This window comes from Gottfriedia sp. S16(2024) (assembly GCF_050473765.1).
GTDB lineage: Bacteria > Bacillota > Bacilli > Bacillales > Bacillaceae_G > Gottfriedia.
The window spans coordinates 908898-932817 of sequence record NZ_JBFLUO010000001.1 but is presented as its reverse complement, the minus strand read 5'-3'; the positions used below and the strand labels follow the sequence as shown (position 1 = coordinate 932817).

16 protein-coding genes are annotated in these 23920 nt (G+C 35.2%); 15 read left to right on the top strand and 1 reads right to left on the bottom strand.

Going from position 1 to position 23920, the window contains the following annotated elements:
- The first annotated feature begins 188 nt into the window (after positions 1 to 188).
- The 6 genes from pruA to gatB all read left to right on the top strand — a co-directional run bounded on the left by pruA (position 189) and on the right by gatB (position 7536).
- Positions 189 to 1736, top strand: coding sequence for an L-glutamate gamma-semialdehyde dehydrogenase (gene pruA / locus AB1282_RS04300; protein WP_056474712.1), 1548 nt, complete (start codon positions 189 to 191; stop codon positions 1734 to 1736).
- Between the two features lie 249 nt (positions 1737 to 1985).
- On the top strand, positions 1986 to 3203 hold the full coding sequence (locus tag AB1282_RS04295) for an FtsW/RodA/SpoVE family cell cycle protein (protein ID WP_429898572.1): 1218 nt from the start codon (positions 1986 to 1988) through the stop codon (positions 3201 to 3203).
- Positions 3204 to 3517: 314 nt separating this feature from the next.
- A complete protein-coding gene (locus tag AB1282_RS04290; protein ID WP_056474707.1) occupies positions 3518 to 4042 on the top strand; it encodes a deoxycytidylate deaminase in 525 nt (174 codons plus the stop codon).
- A 288-nt stretch (positions 4043 to 4330) separates the two neighbouring features.
- Positions 4331 to 4621 (top strand): Asp-tRNA(Asn)/Glu-tRNA(Gln) amidotransferase subunit GatC, encoded by a 291-nt coding sequence (gene gatC / locus AB1282_RS04285; RefSeq protein WP_056474704.1) that lies wholly within the window; start codon positions 4331 to 4333, stop codon positions 4619 to 4621.
- A 14-nt stretch (positions 4622 to 4635) separates the two neighbouring features.
- A complete protein-coding gene (gene gatA / locus AB1282_RS04280) occupies positions 4636 to 6090 on the top strand; it encodes an Asp-tRNA(Asn)/Glu-tRNA(Gln) amidotransferase subunit GatA (protein WP_056474701.1) in 1455 nt (484 codons plus the stop codon).
- A gap of 15 nt (positions 6091 to 6105) precedes the next feature.
- A complete protein-coding gene (gatB, locus tag AB1282_RS04275; RefSeq protein ID WP_056474698.1) occupies positions 6106 to 7536 on the top strand; it encodes an Asp-tRNA(Asn)/Glu-tRNA(Gln) amidotransferase subunit GatB in 1431 nt (476 codons plus the stop codon).
- Positions 7537 to 8146: 610 nt separating this feature from the next.
- Here the strand turns inward: gatB and AB1282_RS04270 are convergent.
- Complete coding sequence (locus AB1282_RS04270) at positions 8147 to 8614, bottom strand: formate/nitrite transporter family protein (protein ID WP_429898570.1); 468 nt, start codon at positions 8612 to 8614, stop codon at positions 8147 to 8149.
- A 262-nt stretch (positions 8615 to 8876) separates the two neighbouring features.
- On the opposite strand from AB1282_RS04270, the gene AB1282_RS04265 reads away from it, so the two are divergent.
- The 9 genes from AB1282_RS04265 (at position 8877) to AB1282_RS04225 (ending at position 23873) form a co-directional block, all read left to right on the top strand.
- On the top strand, positions 8877 to 9761 hold the full coding sequence (locus AB1282_RS04265; RefSeq protein WP_056474693.1) for a diacylglycerol kinase: 885 nt from the start codon (positions 8877 to 8879) through the stop codon (positions 9759 to 9761).
- Positions 9762 to 9870: 109 nt separating this feature from the next.
- Positions 9871 to 11244, top strand: coding sequence for a 23S rRNA (uracil(1939)-C(5))-methyltransferase RlmD (gene rlmD, locus AB1282_RS04260; protein ID WP_429898568.1), 1374 nt, complete (start codon positions 9871 to 9873; stop codon positions 11242 to 11244).
- Between the two features lie 214 nt (positions 11245 to 11458).
- A complete protein-coding gene (locus AB1282_RS04255) occupies positions 11459 to 12442 on the top strand; it encodes a tRNA dihydrouridine synthase (protein ID WP_429898567.1) in 984 nt (327 codons plus the stop codon).
- Between the two features lie 354 nt (positions 12443 to 12796).
- Positions 12797 to 13714: an N-acetylglucosamine kinase gene (locus tag AB1282_RS04250; RefSeq protein ID WP_056474686.1), complete on the top strand. Its 918-nt coding sequence runs from the start codon at positions 12797 to 12799 to the stop codon at positions 13712 to 13714.
- Between the two features lie 35 nt (positions 13715 to 13749).
- Entirely contained in the window at positions 13750 to 14877 is a 1128-nt protein-coding gene (locus tag AB1282_RS04245; RefSeq protein ID WP_429898565.1) for a MupG family TIM beta-alpha barrel fold protein, read from the top strand.
- 25 nt (positions 14878 to 14902) lie between these two features.
- Positions 14903 to 16270 (top strand): sugar phosphate nucleotidyltransferase, encoded by a 1368-nt coding sequence (locus tag AB1282_RS04240; RefSeq protein ID WP_429898563.1) that lies wholly within the window; start codon positions 14903 to 14905, stop codon positions 16268 to 16270.
- Between the two features lie 32 nt (positions 16271 to 16302).
- Complete coding sequence (locus AB1282_RS04235) at positions 16303 to 17019, top strand: SIS domain-containing protein (protein WP_056474679.1); 717 nt, start codon at positions 16303 to 16305, stop codon at positions 17017 to 17019.
- A gap of 443 nt (positions 17020 to 17462) precedes the next feature.
- Complete coding sequence (locus AB1282_RS04230; protein ID WP_056474675.1) at positions 17463 to 19403, top strand: BglG family transcription antiterminator; 1941 nt, start codon at positions 17463 to 17465, stop codon at positions 19401 to 19403.
- A 168-nt stretch (positions 19404 to 19571) separates the two neighbouring features.
- Complete coding sequence (locus AB1282_RS04225; protein ID WP_429898561.1) at positions 19572 to 23873, top strand: InlB B-repeat-containing protein; 4302 nt, start codon at positions 19572 to 19574, stop codon at positions 23871 to 23873.
- Positions 23874 to 23920: the final 47 nt, after the last annotated feature.

The following is a 23920-nucleotide window of genomic DNA, read 5'->3' as shown; positions in this document are numbered from 1 at the left end:
CTCTTCCTTTTTTTTTATTTAAGGGAAGAATCTGTAAGCGTTTCATATTTGAAGAATATATAGGAATATTGTATTATGTAAATGTGAGTTTTTTATACAGTAGTTATTCTACTAGCAATTTACTGAAAAAACTGATAGAAAAACGGTTACAGTTATTGCTATTTTCAAACTAAAGGGGGATTTATTCAATGGTTATACCTTACAAACATGAGCCATTTACTAACTTTGGCTTAGAGGAAAATCAAGAACAATACAATCAAGGATTAGCAAAAGTTTCATCTTATTTAGGTGAAAAATATCCACTAATCATTGGTGGAGAGCGTATCTTTACAGACGAACAGATCGTATCTGTAAATCCTTCGAATCATAAAGAAGTTATTGGTTCTGTATCTAAAGCAAGCCGTGACTTAGCTGAAAAAGCTATGCAAATTGCTGATACAACTTTTAATACATGGAAAAAAGTTAAACCTGAAGTTCGTGCTGACATCTTATTCCGTGCGGCTGCAATTATTCGTCGCCGTAAACACGAATTCTCAGCTTTATTAACTAAAGAAGCTGGTAAACCTTGGAATGAGGCAGATGCTGATACAGCTGAAGCAATTGATTTCTTAGAGTTCTATGCTCGTCAAATGTTACAATTAAAAGACGGAATTCCTGTTGAAAGCCGTCCTGGTGAATATAACCGTTTCAACTACATTCCATTAGGAGTTGGTGTTGTAATCTCTCCTTGGAACTTCCCATTTGCAATCATGGCTGGAACAACTGTAGCTGCTGTAGTAACTGGTAACACAGTTCTATTAAAACCAGCAAGTACAACTCCAGTAGTTGCTTACAAATTCTTAGAAGTATTAGAAGAAGCTGGATTACCTGCAGGCGTAGTAAACTTCGTACCAGGTAGTGGTGCTGAAGTAGGAGATTACTTAGTTGATCACCCTCGCACTCGTTTCATCAGCTTTACTGGCTCTAAAGAAGTAGGTATCCGTATTTATGAGCGCGCTGCAAAAGTAAACCCAGGTCAAATCTGGTTAAAACGTGTTATCGCTGAAATGGGCGGTAAAGACACAATGGTAATTGATAAAGAAGCTGATTTAGAATTAGCTGCTAAATCAATCGTTTCATCTGCATTCGGATTCTCTGGTCAAAAATGTTCAGCATGTTCTCGTGCGGTAATTCACCAAGATGTGTATGATCAAGTTCTTGCTCGTGCAATTGAATTAACAAACGAATTAACTGTTGGAAACCCAGAAGACCGTTCAACTTACATGGGTCCAGTTAATGACCAAGCTGCTTTCAATAAAGTAATGAGCTACGTACAAATCGGACGTGAAGAAGGCCGTGTAGTAACAGGTGGAGAAGGAGACGACTCTACTGGTTGGTTCATCAAACCAACAATCGTTGCTGACGTTGCTGAAGACGCTCGTTTAATGAAAGAAGAAATCTTTGGACCAGTTGTAGCATTCTGCAAAGCTAAAGACTTTGATCACGCTTTAGAAATTGCTAACAACACTGAATACGGTTTAACAGGTGCTGTAATCTCTAACAACCGTGCAAACATCGAAAAAGCACGTGAAGACTTCCACGCAGGTAACTTATACTTCAACCGTGGATGTACTGGTGCAATCGTTGGTTACCAACCATTTGGTGGATTCAACATGTCAGGTACTGACTCAAAAGCAGGCGGACCAGACTACCTAGTTCTTCACATGCAAGGTAAAACAACTTCAGAAATGCTTTAATAAATAGAGTAAAGGTTTGTTTTATAAACATCCTTTAATAGAAGAAACCCCACGAAGAAATTAATTCTTTGTGGGGTTTTCTTTGTATTACATTTCATTTCTTATTTATCATCAAAAGATAAAGATTACTTTTGTCTATAGTATGTCTAAAAATAGAACGTTTTCCGAAACATCAGCTTGTTCCGTAGTAAATGGAATCAAGCAATTAGTATAATGGTTAAAAGAAATGAAAGTTAGAGGACTTTGAGTATGAATCCTAAAAAAGATCTTTACAAATCCTATGACTTTATAATGCTAATTTTAATGTTTTGTTTAATGTTTATTAGTATAATTGCAATCTATTCGGCTAGTAAAAGTGGTCAGTATCAGGGAAGTTTTGTAGTAAGGCAAAGTATTTTTTATTTCATTGGACTTACAGTATCTCTATTAGTTGCGAAAATTGATCTTAATCGAATCAAAAGAATAAACTGGATTATTTATGGAACAAGTATTGTATTTTTAATTGTTTTAATGTTTGCTCCTGAAAGTATTGCGAGACCAGTTAACGGGGCAAAAGCATGGTTTCAGCTACCGTTTATTGGTTCATTTCAACCTTCAGAATTTATGAAGATAAGTTTGCTTATCAGTATTAGTGCCTTGGTAGATAAACATAATAAGATATTTAAAATAAATAATGTAAAAACGGATTTAATATTGTTATGTAAAATTCTACTTATTTCGTTGCCACCTTCTTTAATTGTTCTTAAACAACCCGACACTGGGATGACTATGATTTTTCTAGTCATTATTTTCTCCATCATATTGTGTTCTAAGATTAAAACATCAATTGTGTTATTTTTAATTTCAATTCCTACACTTATGATCTCTACTCTTTTAGTTATTTTAACTAAATTTCCGAATTACTTTGAAGTAAGAATATTATCTTTATTAATGCCTCATCAGAGAAGTAGAATTGAAGGCTGGTTAGATCCATTTGAGCATAGTGATGCTGGATTTCAAACAAAACAGGGCTTACTTGCAATTGGTACTGGCCAACTTTCTGGAAAAGGATACTTAAATGGAGTTGTCTACATCCCAGAAGAACATACTGATTTTATTTTTGCCAATATAGGTGAAGAGTTTGGATTTGTTGGAGGTGCTTTATGCATAGCTTTGTTTTTTCTATTGCTAAGTAGAATAGTGAATATTTCTTTAGATGCATTGAAAAATGCCAATAATTTGTTTGGAACTTTGATTTGTGTAGGTACGGTATCGGTATTAGCTTTTCAAATCTTTCAAAACATAGGAATGACAATAGGTTTGCTACCTGTAACAGGTATTACGCTACCATTTTTAAGTTATGGTGGGAGTTCACTGTTATCAAATATGATATTAATAGGATTAACACAATCAGTTAGGAATTCTTATAATGGATACATTTTCTATAGTTTAGAAAGAGGGGAGTATGGAAAAAGAAATATTCGGTAAGAGAATGAAAGTTTTACTATACATAGTCGCTAGTTTGTTTTTGATTATCATTTTAAAATTGTTATACATTATAATAATTTAGAAAATTTTTTAATTTAGTGTTTTTTTAATTATTATTTGTGAATCATTTCATAAAAAGTACTAAATAATAAATTTACCAAATTCAGAATCATTATGTATTAAGTACCTTGAAGGGTGTAAATAAATTTACGCTCTTTTTGTTATGCCCAATACTTTACTTCCAACTAAACCCTTCCCCATATTATTATGCTATAATTTTAAATAAACAATAGTGAACAGAGAGAAGGGATACCATGCAAATTTTACAGAGAATTATTCAATTAGTAGATTCAATTCCTTTAGGAACTCGTGATGATTGGGACTCTTATTTTTTAGGACAGGCATTTATAACTTCTCTTCGTTCAACTTGTGGAAGTCGAAGGGTTGGAGCAGTTATTGTAAGTGATAATAGAATAATTGCTTCTGGGTATAATGGATATCCAAAGGGAGCTAAGCATTGTATTGATGGGGGATGCCCGCGATTTGCTGCTCGTCAAGAAGGGTTATTAGATAGTGGTAAATACTCAGATCAATACCCTTGTGATGCTTTCCATGCTGAAGAAAATGCAATTTATCAACTAGTACAATCAGGGATTCAAAAAACAAAAGGTGATAATTGGACAATCTATTGTACAACTGCACCATGTCGAGCTTGTGCGAAAATGATAAATGGAGCGGGGATTACCAGAGTTGTTTATAATGTGGGCTATCCGGATGATTATTCAATTGAGTATTTTAAAAAATATGGAATTGAGCTAACAAGAATCCCTACCGAATAAACTTTAATCCATATTTAAACAAACGTTTGATTAATTTTTATAAGTAGGTAAATCCTGTACAGACTGTTTGAAAGCGTAAGTCTTTCGAGGTTCGTGAGCCTAATGAGAAGCGGAGTTGTCCAATCCGATAATGAGCTTCAGTTAGGTGAAGAAACGAAGAAAGCGAGCGTATGACGGGCAGTCTGTAATTATTTTACTTGGATTTAAGTGGAATGTTGCCCGACACATGGGAAATTTGGTATTATCAGTATATTGTATGTTGTGCGAATAATATGGAGGTGCATATAAATGTCAAAAATTACAATGGAGCAAGTTAAGCACGTTGCTCATTTAGCGCGTTTAGCGGTGACTGAGGAAGAAGCAGAGAAGTTTTCAAAACAACTTGGAGCAATTTTAGATTTTGCTGAGCAGTTAGGTGAACTTGATACAACAAATGTGAAACCAACTACGCATGTTCTAAAAATGCGTAATGTATTACGTAAAGATGAGCCAGGTCAAGGTTTACCAATTGAAGAGGTACTGAAAAATGCACCAGACCACAAAGATGGACAAGTTAAAGTACCGTCAATATTGGATTAAGGGGGGGAATTAGAATGTCATTATTTGAATATACAGTTTCAGAATTACATAGCAAATTAAAATCAAAAGAGATTAAAGTAGAAGAATTAGTAAATGAATCATATGAGCGAATCTCTGCAGTTGATGGTGAAGTAAAATCATTTTTAACTTTAAATGAAGAGCAAGCGCGTCAACAAGCGAAAGCACTTGATGAAAAGCCTTGGGATGAGTCTCGTGGAATTCTTTCTGGTATGCCAATTGGTGTAAAAGATAATATCGTTACAAAGGGTCTTCGTACTACTTGTGCGAGTAAAATTCTTGAGAACTTCAATCCAATTTATGATGCGACAGTTGTAACGAAATTAGCACAAGCTGAAAGCATTACGATCGGTAAATTAAATATGGATGAATTTGCAATGGGTTCATCTAATGAAAATTCTGCGTTCGGTGGTACTCGTAATCCTTGGAATACTGAATATGTACCAGGCGGAAGTAGCGGTGGGTCTGCAGCTTCAGTTGCTGCTGGAGAAGTATTATTTTCTTTAGGTTCTGATACAGGTGGATCAATCCGTCAACCAGCTTCATTCTGTGGAGTTGTTGGTTTAAAACCTACATATGGTCGTGTATCTCGTTCTGGTTTAGTAGCATTTGCTTCTTCTCTAGATCAAATTGGCCCAATTACTAGAAATGTAGAAGATAATGCACTATTATTACAAGCAATTTCAGGATTAGATGCAAGTGACTCAACTTCAGCAAATGTAGAAGTTCCTTCATTTACTAAGGCGTTAACAGGTGATGTAAAAGGTCTTCGTATCGCTGTACCTAAAGAATATTTAGGAGAAGGTGTTGGTGAAGAAGCTCGTGCATCTGTTATGGCTGCTTTAAATTTATTAGAAAGCTTAGGTGCTACTTGGGAAGAGGTTTCATTACCACATTCTAAATATGCATTAGCTACATATTATTTAATTTCTTCATCTGAAGCATCTGCTAACTTAGCTCGTTTCGATGGTATTCGCTACGGTCATCGTGCAGTTGATGTAGAAAACTTAATTGATCTTTATAAGAAAACTAGAGCTGAAGGCTTTGGTGATGAAGTAAAACGCCGTATCATGTTAGGTACTTATGCATTAAGTTCTGGTTACTATGATGCTTACTATAAAAAAGCTCAACAAGTACGTACATTAATAAAAGAAGATTTCGAGAAAGTATTTGAAAACTATGATGTTATTATTGGACCAACTACACCAACTCCTGCATTTAAAGTAGGCGAAAAAGTAAGTGATCCAATGACAATGTACGCAAATGATATTTTAACGATTCCAATTAACTTAGCGGGTGTACCTGCGATTTCTGTTCCTTGTGGTTTCCACAATGGTCTTCCATTAGGATTACAAATTATTGGTAAACATTTTGATGAGTCTACAATTTATAGAGTTGCCCATGCATACGAGCAAGCAACTGACTTTACAAAACAAAGACCACAACTATAAGGAGGCGCGGGAAAGATGAATTTTGAAACGATAATCGGTTTAGAAGTACACGTAGAATTAAAAACAAAATCAAAAATCTTCTCACCAAGCCCTAATGCGTTTGGTGCAGAACCAAATACAAACACTGGTGTAATCGATTTAGGTTATCCAGGTGTGTTACCAGTATTAAATGAAGAAGCTGTAAACTTTGGTATGAGGGCAGCAATGGCATTAAATTGTGAAATTGCAACTGAAACAAAGTTTGACCGTAAAAACTATTTCTATCCTGATAATCCAAAAGCTTACCAAATCTCTCAATTTGATAAGCCGATTGGTGAAAATGGATGGATTGAAATTGAAGTTGGTGGCAAAAAGAAACGGATCGGCATTACTCGCGTTCACTTAGAAGAGGATGCTGGAAAGTTAAATCATACAGATGAAGGTTATTCATTAGTAGACTTTAACCGTCAAGGAACTCCATTAATTGAAATCGTTTCTGAGCCGGATATGAGAACACCTGAAGAGGCTTATGCATATTTAGAAAAACTTAAGTCAATTATTCAATTCAGTGGTGTATCAGATGTAAAAATGGAAGAAGGCTCACTTCGTTGTGATGCTAATATTTCTTTACGTCCATTTGGACAAGAGAAATTCGGTACAAAAGCAGAATTAAAGAACTTAAACTCATTTGCTTTCGTTCAAAAAGGACTAGAGCACGAGCAAGTTCGCCAAGAAAAAGTATTATTATCTGGCGGAGTAATCCAACAAGAAACACGTCGTTACGATGAAGCTACAAAGACTACAATCTTAATGCGTGTAAAAGAAGGATCGGATGATTACCGTTACTTCCCAGAACCAGACTTAGTTGAACTATACATTGATGATGAGTGGAAAGAACGTGTTCGCAACAGTATTCCCGAGCTTCCAGATGCTCGTCAAAAACGCTATGTAGAGCAATTAGGTTTACCAGCATACGATGCAATGGTATTAACTTTAACAAAAGAAATGTCTGATTTCTTCGATGAAACTGTTAACAATGGTGCAGATGCAAAATTAGCATCTAACTGGTTAATGGGTGAAGTTTCAGCATACTTAAATAAATCACAAAAAGAACTACATGAAGTTTCTTTAACGCCTGAAAACTTATCTAGTATGCTTAAGTTAATTACAGACGGTACAATCTCTTCTAAGATTGCGAAAAAAGTATTCACTGAGTTAATCGAAAACGGCGGAGACGCAAACGAAATTGTAAAAGCGAAAGGCTTAGTACAATTATCTGATGAAGGCGCACTTCGTAAAATCGTTATTGAAACTCTTGATGCTAACCCACAATCAATTGAAGACTTTAAAAATGGTAAGGACCGAGCTATTGGTTTCCTTGTTGGTCAAATGATGAAAGCGACTAAAGGCCAAGCGAATCCACCACTATTAAATAAGATCTTAATGGAAGAAATTCAAAAAAGATAATTCTATCAATAAAAAACTACGAGCTATAAGCTCGTAGTTTTTTTCAGAGTGTTGAATTATAAAATGGTCAATAGAGAAAACGGATATTAAATGAACATTTATTAATGATGAAATTATCATTTTTTGGTTGATCTTTCTATTAATGGTTTTAAATTTTAATATGTTTGAGAAATTTTATAATTCTAATAACACTAGTAATGTTTTTTCAGAAGTTAAAAATATTATGAGCTGATTTAAAAATAAATTCAATTGATTAGTTTATAAATTAATGTTCGAAATTAATTGACCTACAAACTGATTAATAAACATCTGTTGGGATACTCTTAGTAAAGGCTATTTGATTAGGTTTTATTGCAGACTTTTTTGATGAATAAGTTGATTGGAACGGAGGTGTGCTCGACTCCTATGGGATATGCGGGAAGCCTGAGACCCCGCAGGCTCGCCGAGGAGGCTCAGGTCTCGCCCCATGGAAAGCGAGCATCCTGTAGTGGAAATCAACATCACTATACTCCTTTTACGAAAATTTGGTAATATAATTGACAAGGTTGTTTTTCAACAACGTGAAAAAACTACGAGCTATAAGCTCGTAGTATTTTTGCATTGTTTAGAGTCAAAATGATTCAATAATATGGTTGGCTTGTTGATGCATACAAAAGGATATCCACTTTACTGTTGGGTCATTATATAATCCTGTTATATGTATTAATAAAGAAAAACAACCAGCACCTAGTAGATTTCCAATGTAAGATATAAGCCATAAATGTAACACCTCTGGCCATTTCATTTTTCCTCTTATGGCAGTATAGGCAAAATAAAATATGTTTCCTATAAATAGGTCAGCACCGCCGTATGCAATTAGAAGAATGGCGACGGTAATTGTTATAACAGCCATTGGGTAAGCAAAAGGTGTATAAGTAGCATGAAAGAAATGACCTGATTTAAATGCTACTATAACTCCGAAGCCAATAAACATACTAGCCATTATTGCTCTTAATAAAAAACGCAAAACACTATCACGGTAAATTTTTAACTTTTTTAGAGCAAAATACTCTACATTCACAAACGGTTTGTTTTCCATCTCATTATCAATCCTTAATTCTACTTTAATGTATTTATCATCAATATGTACTATAATAGTTAAGTTGTTCAAAATGGTTGAAAAATATAGCAAAGAAACCAATGTAATATAAATTTAATATAATATAATTATGCTTTTCAATCTGGGTTTGAACATGCTTTATAAAGGTAAAAATAGATAAGTAAATGGAAAAAGTTTACTACAAAAACTTTTTAGGTTAGGATATAAGTTAGAGAACTTAAATAAATAAGTAGGATGGTTAATGATGAAACGTGCTAGAATTATCTACAACCCTACTTCTGGTCGTGAAATTTTTAAGAAAAAGCTTCCCGATGTGTTGCAATTGTTCGAGCAAGCGGGTTATGAAACCTCTTGTCATGCAACAACCGGTGCAGGAGATGCGACAATCGCAGCAAGAGAAGCATGTGAAAGAAAATTTGATTTAGTTGTAGCTTGCGGTGGAGACGGAACACTTAATGAAGTCATTAGTGGTATGGCAGAACAAGAATATCGACCAAAGTTAGGATTAATCCCGGTTGGGACAACAAATGATTTTGCTAGAGCAATTGGTGTGAATGTTTCAATTATGGAAGCGGCTGAAGTCATAACAAATGGGCAAACTGTACCCCTTGATATTGGAAGAGTTGATGATAAATATTTTGTAAATATTTTAGCTGCCGGTAAAATTACAGAATTAACATATGAAGTACCTAGTAAACTAAAAACAATGTTAGGACAGCTAGCATATTATTTAAAAGGTATTGAAATGTTACCAAGAGTTAAGCCTACACGATTAAAAATTGAGTATGACGGAAAAGTATTTGATGAAGAAGCATTTTTGTTCTTATTATCGAATACTAATTCGGTTGGTGGATTTGAAAAAATCGCTCCTGAGGCAAGCATTAATGATGGTCAATTTGACTTATTAGTCTTAAAGAAATCAAATATTGCCGAAATCATCAGAGTATGTGCTCAGTTATTAAAAGGTCAGCATGTACAAAATGAATTTGTTCTTTATACTAGAGCAAGCCATTTGAAAATTATGTCTGATGAAAAACTACTATTAAATATTGATGGTGAGTTAGGTGGAGAAACACCATGTACTGTCGATATGCTTTACAATCATCTAGAAATCTATGTACCATAATAAGTGAAATAGTAGTAAATACTAGAAAAAGTAACCACGGTAGTTAACGTGGTTATTTATTTTGTATAATGAAATGGTTTAATAAAAGGTTGAAAGGTAGGTAAGGGACTTGTCGAAAAGAGTGTTACCTGTAGAAAAGAATCAATTTATTGATGTTGAATTTATCGATTTAACTCATGAGGGACATGGAGTTGCAAAGGTGGATGGATATCCGATCTTTGTACCAAATGCACTTCCTGGTGAAAAAGCACAAATTAAGGTGCTAAAAACAAGCAAAGGCTTTGGGTTCGGTAAAATTATTGAATTCCAAAAAGAAAGTGATGTTCGAGTTGTACCAATTTGTTCGATTTACAATCAATGTGGTGGGTGTCAAACTCAACATATGAGCTACGATGGCCAACTCGAAGCGAAACATAAACAAGTAGTAGAAGTTGTAAAACGAATTGGAAAACTTGATGACGTTGTAATCCATCCAGTGCTAGGAATGGAAAATCCATGGAGTTATCGTAACAAAGCACAAGTTCCAGTAGGGGAACTAGAAGGTGGACTAGTTGTTGGTTTCTATCAAAAGAGAAGCCACGAAATTATTCCAATGAATGAATGCTACATTCAAGGAAAAGAAAATGATGAAATGATACAAGCTGTAAAAGATCTTTGTGAGGAATTAAAAATTGAGCCATACGATGAAGTTGGCCATAAAGGACTATTGCGTCATATTATGGCACGCTATGGATACTATACAAATGAATCAATGCTAGTCCTTGTTACAAATAAAAAGAACTTTGCCCAAAAAGATGAATTAATAGCTAGAATTGTTGAGAAGTATCCAACAATTACAAGCATTATTCAAAACGTAAATAATGAAAAAACAAATGTGATTCTTGGAAATCAAACAATTGTATTATACGGAAGTGAAACAATTAAAGATAAAATTGGTGACATTACTTTCGAAATTTCAGCTCGATCATTTTATCAAGTAAATCCTACACAAACGAAGGTTTTATATGATAAAGCACTCGAATATACAAACTTAAACGGTAGTGAAACAGTTATTGATGCATACTGTGGAATCGGATCAATCTCCTTATTTTTAGCTCAAAAGGCTAAAAAAGTTTATGGTGTAGAAATTGTACCAGAAGCGATTGAAGATGCGAAACGAAATGCAAGAATTAATGAGATGACAAATGTTGAATTTGAAGTAGGGAAAGCTGAAGAAGTTATACCTAATTGGTACAAGCAAGGTATTACAGCGGAAGTATTAGTTGTAGACCCTCCAAGAAAAGGTTGTGACGAGGCTTTATTAAATACAATCATTGAGATGAAACCGAGCAAAGTAGTTTATGTATCATGTAATCCAGCCACATTAGCAAGAGATTTACGAGTACTTGAAGACGGTGGTTATAAAACAGTAGAAATTCAGCCAGTGGATATGTTCCCACATACTAGTCACGTAGAAGCTGTCGCGAAATTAGTACTTAAGTAAGAGAACTGACACTAATCCTTTTCAACCAAGTGTTCTACCAAGGTACTTTAGTTTTTAGCAAAACCTTTATGAATTAAGAACATAGGTTTGCTGGTTGATGGCGTGGAAATAATAAGTGAATAAAGGTATAAGTGTAAGCAAGGACATCTTGCTTTTTAATTTTGGGATATGAGAATTGACTGGAATCCCATAATGAGAGGATTTGAAAATTAAGATGAAAGATAATTTTTGGCGTGATTTACCGCGACCATTTTTTATACTGGCACCAATGGAAGAAGTGACGGATGTTGTTTTTCGCCACGTTGTAAGTGAAGCAGCCAGACCAGATGTGTTTTTCACAGAGTTTACAAACAGTGAGAGTTATTGTCACCCAGAAGGAAATAAAAGTGTGCGTGGGCGTTTGGCTTTTACAGAGGATGAACAGCCAATGGTAGCTCATATTTGGGGAGATAAGCCTGAATTTTTTCGTCAAATGAGTATTGGTATGGCAGAACTTGGTTTTCGTGGTGTGGATATTAATATGGGCTGTCCTGTACCTAATGTGGCAGGACACGGAAAGGGAAGCGGCCTGATCCGACGTCCAGAAGTTGCAGCAGAATTAATACAAGCAGCAAAAGCAGGAGGATTACCTGTAAGTGTAAAGACAAGGATTGGTTTCTCTGAGGTAGACGAATGGCGTGACTGGCTAACTCATATTTTGAAACAAGACATTGCCAATCTGTCCATCCATCTTCGTACAAGAGATGAAATGAGCAAAGTGGATGCACATTGGGAACTAATACCGGAGATAAAGAAACTTCGCGACGAAGTGGCACCAGATACACTCTTAACGATCAATGGGGATATCACTGACCGTCAAGTTGGCTTAAAGCTCGCTCATCAATACGGTATTGATGGGGTTATGATTGGGCGTGGTATTTTCCATAATCCATTTGCTTTTGAAAAGGTGCCGACAGAACATAGCAGTAAGGAACTACTTGATCTCTTAAGATTGCATATGGATCTCCATGATAAATATTCATATTTAGAGCTGCGTTCGTTTAAGGCTTTACATCGCTTTTTTAAGATATATGTTCGTGGGTTTAGAGGGGCAAGTGAATTAAGAAATCAATTAATGAGTACAACATCAACAGATGAAGTACGTGCAATGCTTAATAACTTTGAGTCAAAGAATCTTGATGGAATATTAGAACTGTAAAAGTGTCAGCCATTGTGTTGTCGATTACAGTCTACACATATAAATACAATTAAAAAGTACTCTCTAGAGTAGACACTTTAAAAGTCTAGCTATAGGGTACTTTTTTTGTTTTTATTATACAATCTAGAACTTTGACAAGTTGTTAACATTGAATAAGTGGTTTTTTTCCTTTACATGAAGAAAATATCCACCTAGTAAATGAGAAATGTTTACTTTACAATTAATGCAACTATACATTCATAATAAATTTTGAAATTTAAGATGAAATAAAACGATAAAAAGAATGAATTAAAAGCTAAATGTATTAAGTAGATTGATACTTATTAGCCTAACGAAAGGACGGATCAACACATAATGAATAGATTGATAATCGGAATGGATGGCGGAGGAACGAAAACGAGAGTTATGGTGAAAGAACGACTAGATGGAGAAACGTTATTTGATCAAAATTTTGGAATGTCAAATTATAACAACATTGGTGTAGAAGGTCTTAGACCAGTATTTAGTGAAATATATGAATCACTTATTCTCCATTTTGGAGAGCGCTTACAAAATGCAATTCTTGTACTAGGCTCTGCGGGAGTTGATCGACCGAAGGATATAGATATTTATTTGAATGCATTAAAAGAAAGTGGGTTTACTTGCCAGTTAGAAGTAGTGAATGACGCAGAAATTGCTCTTGTTGGTGGGAACGGAGACCGAAAAGATGCTTTGATGATTGCTGGAACAGGCTCCATTGTTATGGGAGTAGACTCAAAGGGAAATACAATACGCTCAGGCGGATGGGGCGGTTTAATAAGTGATGAGGGTGGAGGTTTCCAAATTGGTTTACATGCAATCGCGACTGTTATGAATGAGTATGACAAAGTGATTGCTCCTACATCATTTACCGAAAAGTTACTCGCACACTTTAAGTTGAATTCTCCAGAAGATTTTATGGACTTATTATACATGGAAGATACAATTCCGGTAGATAAGGTAGCTTCATGTACGCCAATCATTATAGAAGCATGGGTAAAAGGTGACGAAGCTGCTCGTACGATTGTCGAAGGAGAACTAGATAAATTGGTTCGTTTAGTGATTGGAATCAGCCGACAAATGGGATCAGTTAATTTCCGCCTTTCTGTGGCAGGAAGTTTGTTGACGAAATCAACTGAGTATTTCGATACGCTAAAAGAGAAGTTAAATGTGGCTTTACCACAAGTTGAACTTTCTGCACCTCTTTATGATCCAGTTTTCGGTGCCATCATTATTGGTGAGAAATACAAGTAATTCAAAATAAAAATAGTAAGGAATGGCGAGCGAATATGCGTGAAATAGGAATTAGTGTGTATCCCAACTTTTATCCATTGGATCAAATCAAAGATTATTTAGAAAAGGCTAATTCATTTGGTTTTAAAAAGGTATTTGTTTCACTGATTTTAAATAACCATGGTTTTGAAGGTGCACTAAATGTAAATTCAGACACTTGGAATGAATTATTTAGTTATTGCAAAGAACTTAATATGACTGTGTCAGCTGATATGAATGATGAAGTTTTCAGTGAGTTGGGTTGTACATTAACCGACCTTACAGCGTTGCAAAATATGGGTATCACAAGACTTCGGATCGATGGCGGATTTACGAGTGAAGAAGTTGCACTTCTTTCAAAAAATAAAGAGGGAATTCAAATAGAAGTAAATGCTTCAATGTCATCGTCTAGTAATCAAGGCGGAAACGCTTTACGCGAATGTCGTGAGTTTTTAGAAACAATAGAAAGAGAAGGAAATATTGGACAACTAACAGCTTGTCATAATTTCTTTCCTCTACCAGATACAGCATTGTTTTTAGAAGACATTCGCTCAATTAACAATATGTTTGCTTTATTCGGTGTGCCAGTTGGAGGATTTGTTGCATCTCAGCTTTCGCCTAAAGATTTACACCATTTAGGTCATGGAGTTTGTACAATTGAAAAACACCGCTTCTTGCCTAGCCATATTGCCATGCTAGAGTTATTTGCAAATGGATTTAATGATGTGTTAATTGGTGACTCTTTTGCAGATTTTTCAGAGCTCAAAGAAATGGCTAGATGTTACAAACAAGAATATATAGAAATTCCAGTTGTTTTTAATCAGTTTGTTCCAGAGCAGACAAAGCTGAAAATTAGCGAGCAGATTCTTATTTCAAGAGTAGATCAACCAGCAAATCTCATTCGTGCAACTGATACAAGGGGAATGGAAGTACCCCATTGCTATTGTGCACCAAGAGGGAAGTATTCAGTTTCTATTTTAAATAATCGAAGTGCACAATATGAGGGAGAAGTACAAATTTCATTAAAAGATTTAGGGCAATCCGTTGAACATAATGTCATTGGATTTGTTCATCCTTTTGCATACGATTTAATGCCTTATTTATTAGCGGGCAAAAATAAGTTTCGATTAGTTGAATATAAATAAAAAAATTTATAGTCGAGGTATTAGAATGGTAAAAAGTGCAGTAATTCTTGCGGCAGGCAAAGGGAGTAAAATGAATCCTTTCAACGCAGTTCGCTCCAAAACAGCAATAAAAATCGCTGGTAAACCATTAATACGTTATAATATTGAATCCATTGTAGCAATGGGAATAGAAGAGATTGTTGTTGTCGTTAATGAGGAACATCAAAGAGAGATTGAGAATCTCCTCTTCGACATAGATAATATTAAATTTGTAATTGATCAATCAAATTTAGGAAGTGCAGAAAGTTTAGTAAAGGGAGTTGAGAAACTTTCAAGTACTAAGGAGTTTCTCGTTCTTTACGGGGATACGATCGTCGAACAAAAGGATCTCGAGCAATTAGCTAATTCCAACAAACCTACCGTTTTGTTGAAAAAATTAGAAGAGTCATCAAGAAATTGGATTGGTGCGAGTATAAAGGATGGATTTGTTCAGTCAATCGGTGCTCATTACCGTGGTGACAGTATTACTCATCAATTCGCAGGATTTCTTTTTGATGAGTCAATTCTAGATGAAGTGAGAAGAACGCCTGATTATTTTCCGAATGTAAAAGTAGGAGTGGGTGCTCCGAAAGAACGATACATCGAAGCTGCACTTCTAATATCACTTGAGAAAACAAAACTTCAAGCAGTTGAGTGTAATGGCCATTTCTTTGATATAGATAAGCCTTGGCATATGCTAGAAGCGAATGAATACATGGTGAATTATTTTTGTAATGTAATAAAAGAAAATGAACTAGCTGAAGGTGCGGCGATTTCTGAAAATGCGACCATTCGTGGTCACGTAAAGCTTGGTAAGAATTCTTCAATTGGTGATCGAGTTGTCATTCACGGTAACCTAATTGTGGGTGATAATACAATCATTGATAATGGTGCAATTTTCAATGGCAATGCCGTTATTGGCGATCATACTGCCATTCGTAATTATTGTATTATTTATGATGGAGTTTCAATTGGATCGCATTGTATATTCGACCATTGTGCAGAGTTTCTTGGCGGAATGGTAATGGATAAGGTATATCTTTACCACTATGGCGAGTTTTATGGCGCAATAGGCAGTCATACGGATATTGGTGCTGCAACGGTTTGTGGAACATTACGCTTTGATGACGGTGAAACTGAGCACGTTGTGAATGGACGGAAAGAAATACCTTTACATTTTTCAAATGCAGCTTATCTTGGTGACTATTGTAGAACTGGTGTGAATACGATTATTATGCCTGGTTGTAAAATAGGGGCTTATAGTGTGTTAGGAGCAGGTGCAATCATCGATAAGGATATCGAACAAAATAGCCTAGTTTTCGTAAAACAAGACTTGGTTATTAAAAAGTGGAGTGAAAAGAAGTACGGCTGGTAATTTTATTAAATCAATAAAAGAAGGTATGAATAATGGAGAATTATTTTAAATACGTGATGGCAAATCTCGAAAAATTATATACGACACAGAATCAAAAAATGGACGAAGCGGCAACATGTATTTTTGAAGCCATTCAAAATGGTGGTCGCTTCCTTGTTACTGGTTCAGGTCATTCACATATGTTTGCAGAAGAATTTTATGTAAGAGCGGGTGGATTTGCGGGGGTCTCTCCGATTTTGCCGAATGAGTTTTTTTTACATGACCATCCATTAAAAAGTACTGTGATCGAACGAATAGAAGCTTATGCAAAGGTAATTTTTGATTTATATAAAATCAGCTCAAAGGATATTCTTGTGATTGCTTCCAATTCGGGAAGAAATGGAATGACTGTTGAACTTGCAAAAATGACACAGGAATGCGGTGCAAAAGTAATTGCATTTACAAATCCTAATCAACCAGAAGGCTCAAAATCAAGACATAGTAGCGGAAAATATCTTTGCGATTTCAGTGATGTAGTCATAGATAATTGCACCGGGCCTGGAGATGCCCACTTTTATGTAGAAGAAGCCAATACAGGTATGGGGGCAACCTCTACAATGGCTGGAGCATTTGTTGCTCAAACAATTTCTATATTATTAGCAAAAAAATATCATCAAGCTGGATTAAAACCACCTGTGTTTAAAAGCTCTAATTTAGATGGTGGGGATGAATGGAATAAAGAGTTGTTTGCGAAGTATTATGGTGTTTAATTATTAATTGAATATCTATTGTAAGACCTAAAAAGATTGATTTTACTTTATTGACTCGCTTTTGCGTTCCTAGTTTATGGGAGCGCTTTTCGTGTTTGAACGAAATTAAAGAGTTAACCTTATCTTACAGAATTTCTAATACGCTGTTAAGCAACGCTTAAAACAACAAAAAGCCATAATCCTTGATCCTAGTGCTTTTATGCTAAGAAAAGGATTCTTTTTGTATACAAAAGAAATGGAATCGGTTGGTGTTAGTAAAATGTACCTGTATTTTGTTGTAGGACATAGGTCGTATTATTGCATTAGAATGTAATGTGACATATGAACTAAACCTGTTTGTTTTAAATTGCGAACTATTTTGGAAAAATTCAAACTGTTAAATAGATTTGTTGGAAAGTAAACTTAAAATACTAGATTAGGCATCTAGGGTGGTGAGGTAATGTATGCGAAGAGATTTAATATTGCAATATTTGTATCAAAAAGGAAAATCACTAACTTCACAGGAACTCGAATCAGAATTCGCCATTTCAAATCGTACACTGCGAAATGAATTAAAAGAATTAAACGCGATTGGAGAAAAGTCAGGTTTTGTGATTCAGAAAAAACGTGGTGAGGGCTATTTACTTCATATAGAAAACCAAGAGTTGGTTCAAACGTATATGAACGAAATAGACGGGGCATTAGCACCAGATTTACCTCGTGTCCGAGTGAATAATATTATTATGCTTTTGCTTCAAACGACTGAGTTTCAAACGATTGATATGTTTGCTGATAGTTTAATGATTAGCAGATCAACAGTTTTTACCGACATGATTGAAGTTGAAAAGCAAGTAAGGATTTTTGATTTAAAAGTAGAAACGAAATCACGCTATGGAGTTCGGTTACTTGGTGATGAAACGAATTTTAGAAGAGCGTTTTCCTACTTCTTAAGTCAAAAAGAAACAGGACTGTTAAAGAAGTCGAATTATCAAACTTTTGAGAAAGCTTTTCCTTTTGAGGAAATTCGAGCTGTTTTGAGTGAAGAAGTACAGAATAATCAACTGAAATTAAGTTATTTTGCACTTGAGAATATTTTAGTGCACATCCAAGTACTCTCGTTTCGAGTAACTCAACACAACTTTATCTTGCCTAATCAAGAAAAAAAGTTAGATGTTTCTCTAATCAAACCATCGTTTATGAATATAGCGAAGAGAATTTGTGAAATTCTTTCTGAACTATATCATGTCGTATTACCAGAGAGTGAAATTATCTATTTAGCTGCTCATATAAGTGGTAAATCGAGTGTAGATGATATTGAGGAACATGAAAAAAATGACTTAAAGCAAAAACTAAAGAATTGTTTAGAAAGATTAGATCAAACATTCTTAACTCAGTTTTCAGGTGATCAGCAGCTTTTAAATACGATGATCATGCATATGTATCCACTGCTAAGAAGATTATATTTCAATTTAAAGCTTACGAATCCATTGATTGATGATGTATATAGTAGGTATTCAGATGTGTTTATGATTGCTTTAAACTTTTCTGAAATGATAAAGGAAATTTGGGGATTCGAACTTTCTAGTGACGAAATGGGTTACATCACAATGCATTTAGCAGCTCATGTAGAAAGGGAGAAGCAAAAACAATTAAGTTCCTTCAAAAAGATTCTACTATCTTACGGATTAGGTGCAGGATCGGCCGATTTAATGAAAATGAAACTTGAGACACTTTTCCAAGGGGCAATAATTGACGTTGTTTTGTATAGCGAGCTTCAATTATTAAATTTAGAAGATTATGACTTATTAGTTTCATCTACTTCGATTCCCTTTGACAATATTTCGATTCCGTATATTCAAGTAGCACCAATACTAACTGAAACGGATGTTCAAAGAATTCGACGTACGCTTACTAGATACCCGGCTAATAAAGTTAAAGAAGATGTACCAACACTTTTATCTTTATTTCATACAGAGTTGTTTTATATAGAAGAAAGCAAAGAGTCGTTTGACTACAAAGCCTTCATTAAAGAAAAGGCAAAAAGCGTTGTTGAACTAGGATTTGCAGCACCTAATTATCCCGCTTTAGTTGTCGACCGTGAAGAAAAAATATCGACGATACTGCAATATGGAATTGCTGCGCCACATGCATTAAAAATGGTTGCGATTCAGGATTCAATCAGTGTGGTTATCTTTAAAAATCCACCAACGATTGATGGAAAAGTCGTACAAATCCTATTTTTAATTAATCTTCGTGCTGGAGACTTGTTTTTACACAAGGAGTTAAGTCGATTATTTTTACATTTAATGGATCATCCCGAGACCAAACAAAAAGTTTTGAAATCAAATAATTTCAATGATTTTCAATATGAAATTTCTAAAATCTTGTTTCAATATGGTTCGTAACGATTTAGCGATCATTCTATCAAGCATTACTAGGGTGATCGCTAATCGAAACGGATCAGCTTCATGTTATCATTTGTCCTTTTTAGATAATCTTGAAAACGGTTACTTGTTAAAAAAGGGTTCTTCGATTAGAAAATTAATTAAAAAAATTATTTTGGAGGAAGATAAATGAAAAGAAATAAATGGTTTTTAGGTAGAGCACTTCCAGCTTCTGTACTAGCAGCAACAATGTTTGCAAGTCCTTTAAGTGGAGTTGTTGCAAAGGCTGCACCAACTGTTACAACACAATCTGTAGCGCCGATTTCAACTGGTACTAAGATTTTTATGAATACTACACAAATTACTCATGCAAAACCAAGTGGTTTAGATACAACAAAGCCAGTAAAATGGACAACTTCTGATCCATACGTTGCATATGTTGATACAATCGGTAACGCAAAAGGTGATTACAGCGGTAAAATTTTAGGTGTATCTGGCGGTTCTGCAATCATCACAGGTACTGGAGTAGATTTAAGTGGTAATGCGGCTACTGTGAGTACTACAGTTTCTGTAATTGAAACGCAGGCATCTACTAATCTAGAAAAGCTAGTTTACTATTACAATGCTGGCGATGCGAGAATTCCTGCTACTCTTTCTTCAACTAATTGGCAAACAACACATATTCCAACTGCTCCATCTGGAACTAAGTTTCCATCTAAAAACTATGTTGGCTTTGTTAGTGGAGAAAATGGCGTAAAATGGTTAGTTTCAAAGGATACGTTAATTAAGTCAAATGGTAATGTTAACTTTGGTGATGAAAAAGATCATCCAGTAACTACTGGGATCGTATCAGATGCAATTACATTATATGATCCAAACTTAGCTCCGGCTGATCAAATTCAATATTTACAAGGTGGAAGATATGTTCCTCAAACTGGTGAAAATTCAGGCTCAGGAGTAGATAAAAACGGAAACCCAACTCAATTTAATGCCAAAGAAGTTATTACAAACATTATGCCTGATGGTAATAATGGACTTTGGATTTTAGGTGAAAAAGGAAACGCTACTCATATTGTAAGAAAGCAAATGTCTCTAATGGGCAAATCATTAGTTCAAGAAGAAATTTCTAGAAACTACGCAGATCGATTTGGATTCCAATCTGGTTCTATGAGTTTTGCTGATAAAGACAATATGATTAAAGCTCTAATGACAGCAAATAAAGATGCTATAAGCTCAATTTCTGATACGGATAATGATGGATTATGGACTACAATGTACGCTTCAGGTGAAATTTGGAGATACAACTACATGAAAGAGAACTTTGGTGAAAAAGATGCTAGAACAATAGATGCTAAAGCTTCTGCTATTCGTGCTGTTGAAGCCATCGTAACGCTTGGTTATGTATCTGGAATGCAGTTAAAAGTACCTTCAAAAGACAATGTTAACGATGTTGTTTATATTGTTAACTCACTTGGTGGAAACGCAAAGACGATTGACGAAGGTAAGAAATGGCTTGCAGACAACGAAGGTAAACCAGTATTCGTTGATAATGGTGGAAAGTATACATTAACTGACACAGGAAAACCTGCTTCTGCTGGCTTCTTTGCTAGATCATACAAAGTAGAGGGAAGCAACAATGGTTCTACGACTGCAGAGAGCAAATCATGGGATCAAGCTTGGCTTCAAAAGGATGCAGGAAAAACTACTGATTTAAATGGGAAAGAGGTTAAATATTCTGTTCCAGGTAAAATCAGTGGAGGAACTGCTGGAATCAAAGCATATGACACTGTTGCAGTTCCACAACGTTTAACGAATATTGTAAATGAGCAAAATCCTAATTTAGATGATGCAACAAAAGCTTTAGACTCAAACAAAGTCTATTACAAAGCGACAACATCTACAGACGAATTAGTAGGTCATTACTTTACATTAGACCTAGCTTATAACACGTTTAAAGATAGTGATCCTGAATTAGCAGCTCTAGTGAAAAATGATTTAATTAATCATACAAATGCAATGGTTTTAAACAACTATTATCAAGTAAGTGTTACTGGAGAGAACCCAATTGAATCTCGTTTCAATGGAACAGCTCCTGGAAATGGATTAAATGCTCCTTCAGCTCCAACTAAATGGGCTAATTTAAATCCAGAATTCCTTGACGGTGTTTCTAATGCTTGGGATCGAAATGACTACGAAGATGGTCCATTAAATGCAACATTGGCATTACAAATGCTAGTAGCTGCAAGAGATATGGGCGGTTATACGCCAGCAGAAAAGGCTGCACTTGATGCACAAGGAGTTGCAGTAATTTCTCCACTTGATTTTGCAAACGAATACAAAGTAATGAATGGTGTAAAAGCGTCTACAACAGCTTCAGAGCACAATGATTATGAAACAAGATATCCAAAGTCTTATAACTCAACTTCATTACTTGATATGTCATTACAGTACCACTCTAGATACTTTGGTATCTCTGCTCATAACGGTGACGATATTGGTGTAAGTGGTGTATCTTACGAATCATACATGAACTATTCTGATGAAGAAGAAGCTGCACTAGCATATTACACATTATCTCACCATGCAGAGAAAATGAATGCTAAAGGGATCTTAGATGGTATGAACCAATGGTGGTTTAATGAAAAGAGAGAGAAAAATCCATTTATGTCAACTTTCTACGCAGCTTCTCTAGGTGCAATGAAAGAAAAAGGATTTAGTATCGGAAGTTCAACGGTTGACCTTGAAGGTTCAACATGGCAAATGACACGTATACCAAATAACTTCATGAACTGGGATTCTCTTTCTGCAAACAGAAATGACGTAACGCACGTGACACCTGATTTAATGGTTGATCAATTAATTCCACGTGATGAAGTGATGATGTCTAAATACAATACAAATATTTTCGGAACAATGGACAGAAGAACAATTGATTCTGGAAGCAGCTTATCAATGGAATCTTCAACTGTAACATCTATGCCTTATTGGTTAACTCAAAACCCTGAGGATGCTGCATATGTAGAAGATTTAGGATCAAAAGTTACTGCACCAGTAAATAATGGTACAGAAAGCATTGCTTATCCAACGAATGTAGCAGCTATGAATCCGAATGCTAAATATAACGAAGACACACACACATTTACGATTAATGTTGGTGACTCTGTTAAATTGGATGCTAAAACAACAGGATACACAAAAAATGTAGCTTGGTTAACGAATTCTTGGGATTTAGCTGGATATAGCAATGGACTACCAACGCAAATGAATGCTGATTCAAATGTATCTCAAGTTCTAGATTTAAGAACTTTAGCAGCTTACGGTGAAGTTGGTAATGTTAGTGCAGCAGGTATTAGTGAAGATGGTGTGCACTATGGTTCATACGCAACTGCTTTAAGACCAGGAACAAGTACAGTTACGGGTTATGTGATCGACGGATTCTTTAGAGCTCCGAAAAAAATCACTTACACAATCAAAGTTGTTGATCCGATGAAATCAGCTGAAAAAATTGCTCCTACTGAGCTTGACAAGAACTCTTTTGCATACCCAACTTGGTTAAAAGATGCAATGGCTGAAAAAGGATTAAATACAGATGGAAACAAATATGTAGATGTTAGTTACGAATCATCTTCACCAGACGATGTTGCTGTTGATGCGGATGGAAAAGTAACGTTCAAAACTGATAAACCAGCTAACATCACTGCGACGGTTGTATACTCTGGAATGACATTGAACGGAGAAGCACAATTTGCAAATGATAGCCACGTGATGACTTTTGTACGCACAGTATCTAAGGATGCAAAACAAACAGTTTCATTTAATTCACAAGGTGGATCTGTAGTAGCTCCAATAACTGCAACTTACAATCAAGCGATTACAGCTCCAACACCAACAAAAACAGGTTATACATTCCTTGGTTGGTATAAAGATGCTTCATGTACTCAAGCATGGAACTTTGCAACTGATAGAGTAACAGCATCTACTACTCTTTACGCTAAGTGGGGTATTGGTAAATACACAGTTACATTTAACAGTAAAGGTGGATCTAACGTAGCTACTATAACAGGAAACTATGATTCTATCATTGCGAAACCAGCTAACCCAACGAAAAAAGGATTTGTTTTTGCTGGATGGTACAAAGATGCAGGACTTAAAACTGCTTGGAACTTTACTACTGATAAAGTAAAACAAAATACAACACTTTACGCAAAATGGGATGTTGCTAAAGCAGCAGGGCTAAAAGCAACAAAAGCAAGTACTACTTCAATTAAACTGAATTGGACTGGAGTAAGTGGTGTTTCTGGTTATGAAATCGTTCGTGCTACAAAAAGCGATTTCTCTGATCAAACAACAAAAACAACTACAACTGGAACATATACTTCAACAGGATTAGTTAAAGGTAAAACGTACTACTTTAAAGTTCGTGCCTTCACTCTTGATGGAAAAGTTAAAGTTTACGGTAGTTACACAACTGTTATTAAATTCACACTTTAAATCTTAATTACTAAATGAAATAAAAACTAAAAGGATCTTGGTATATG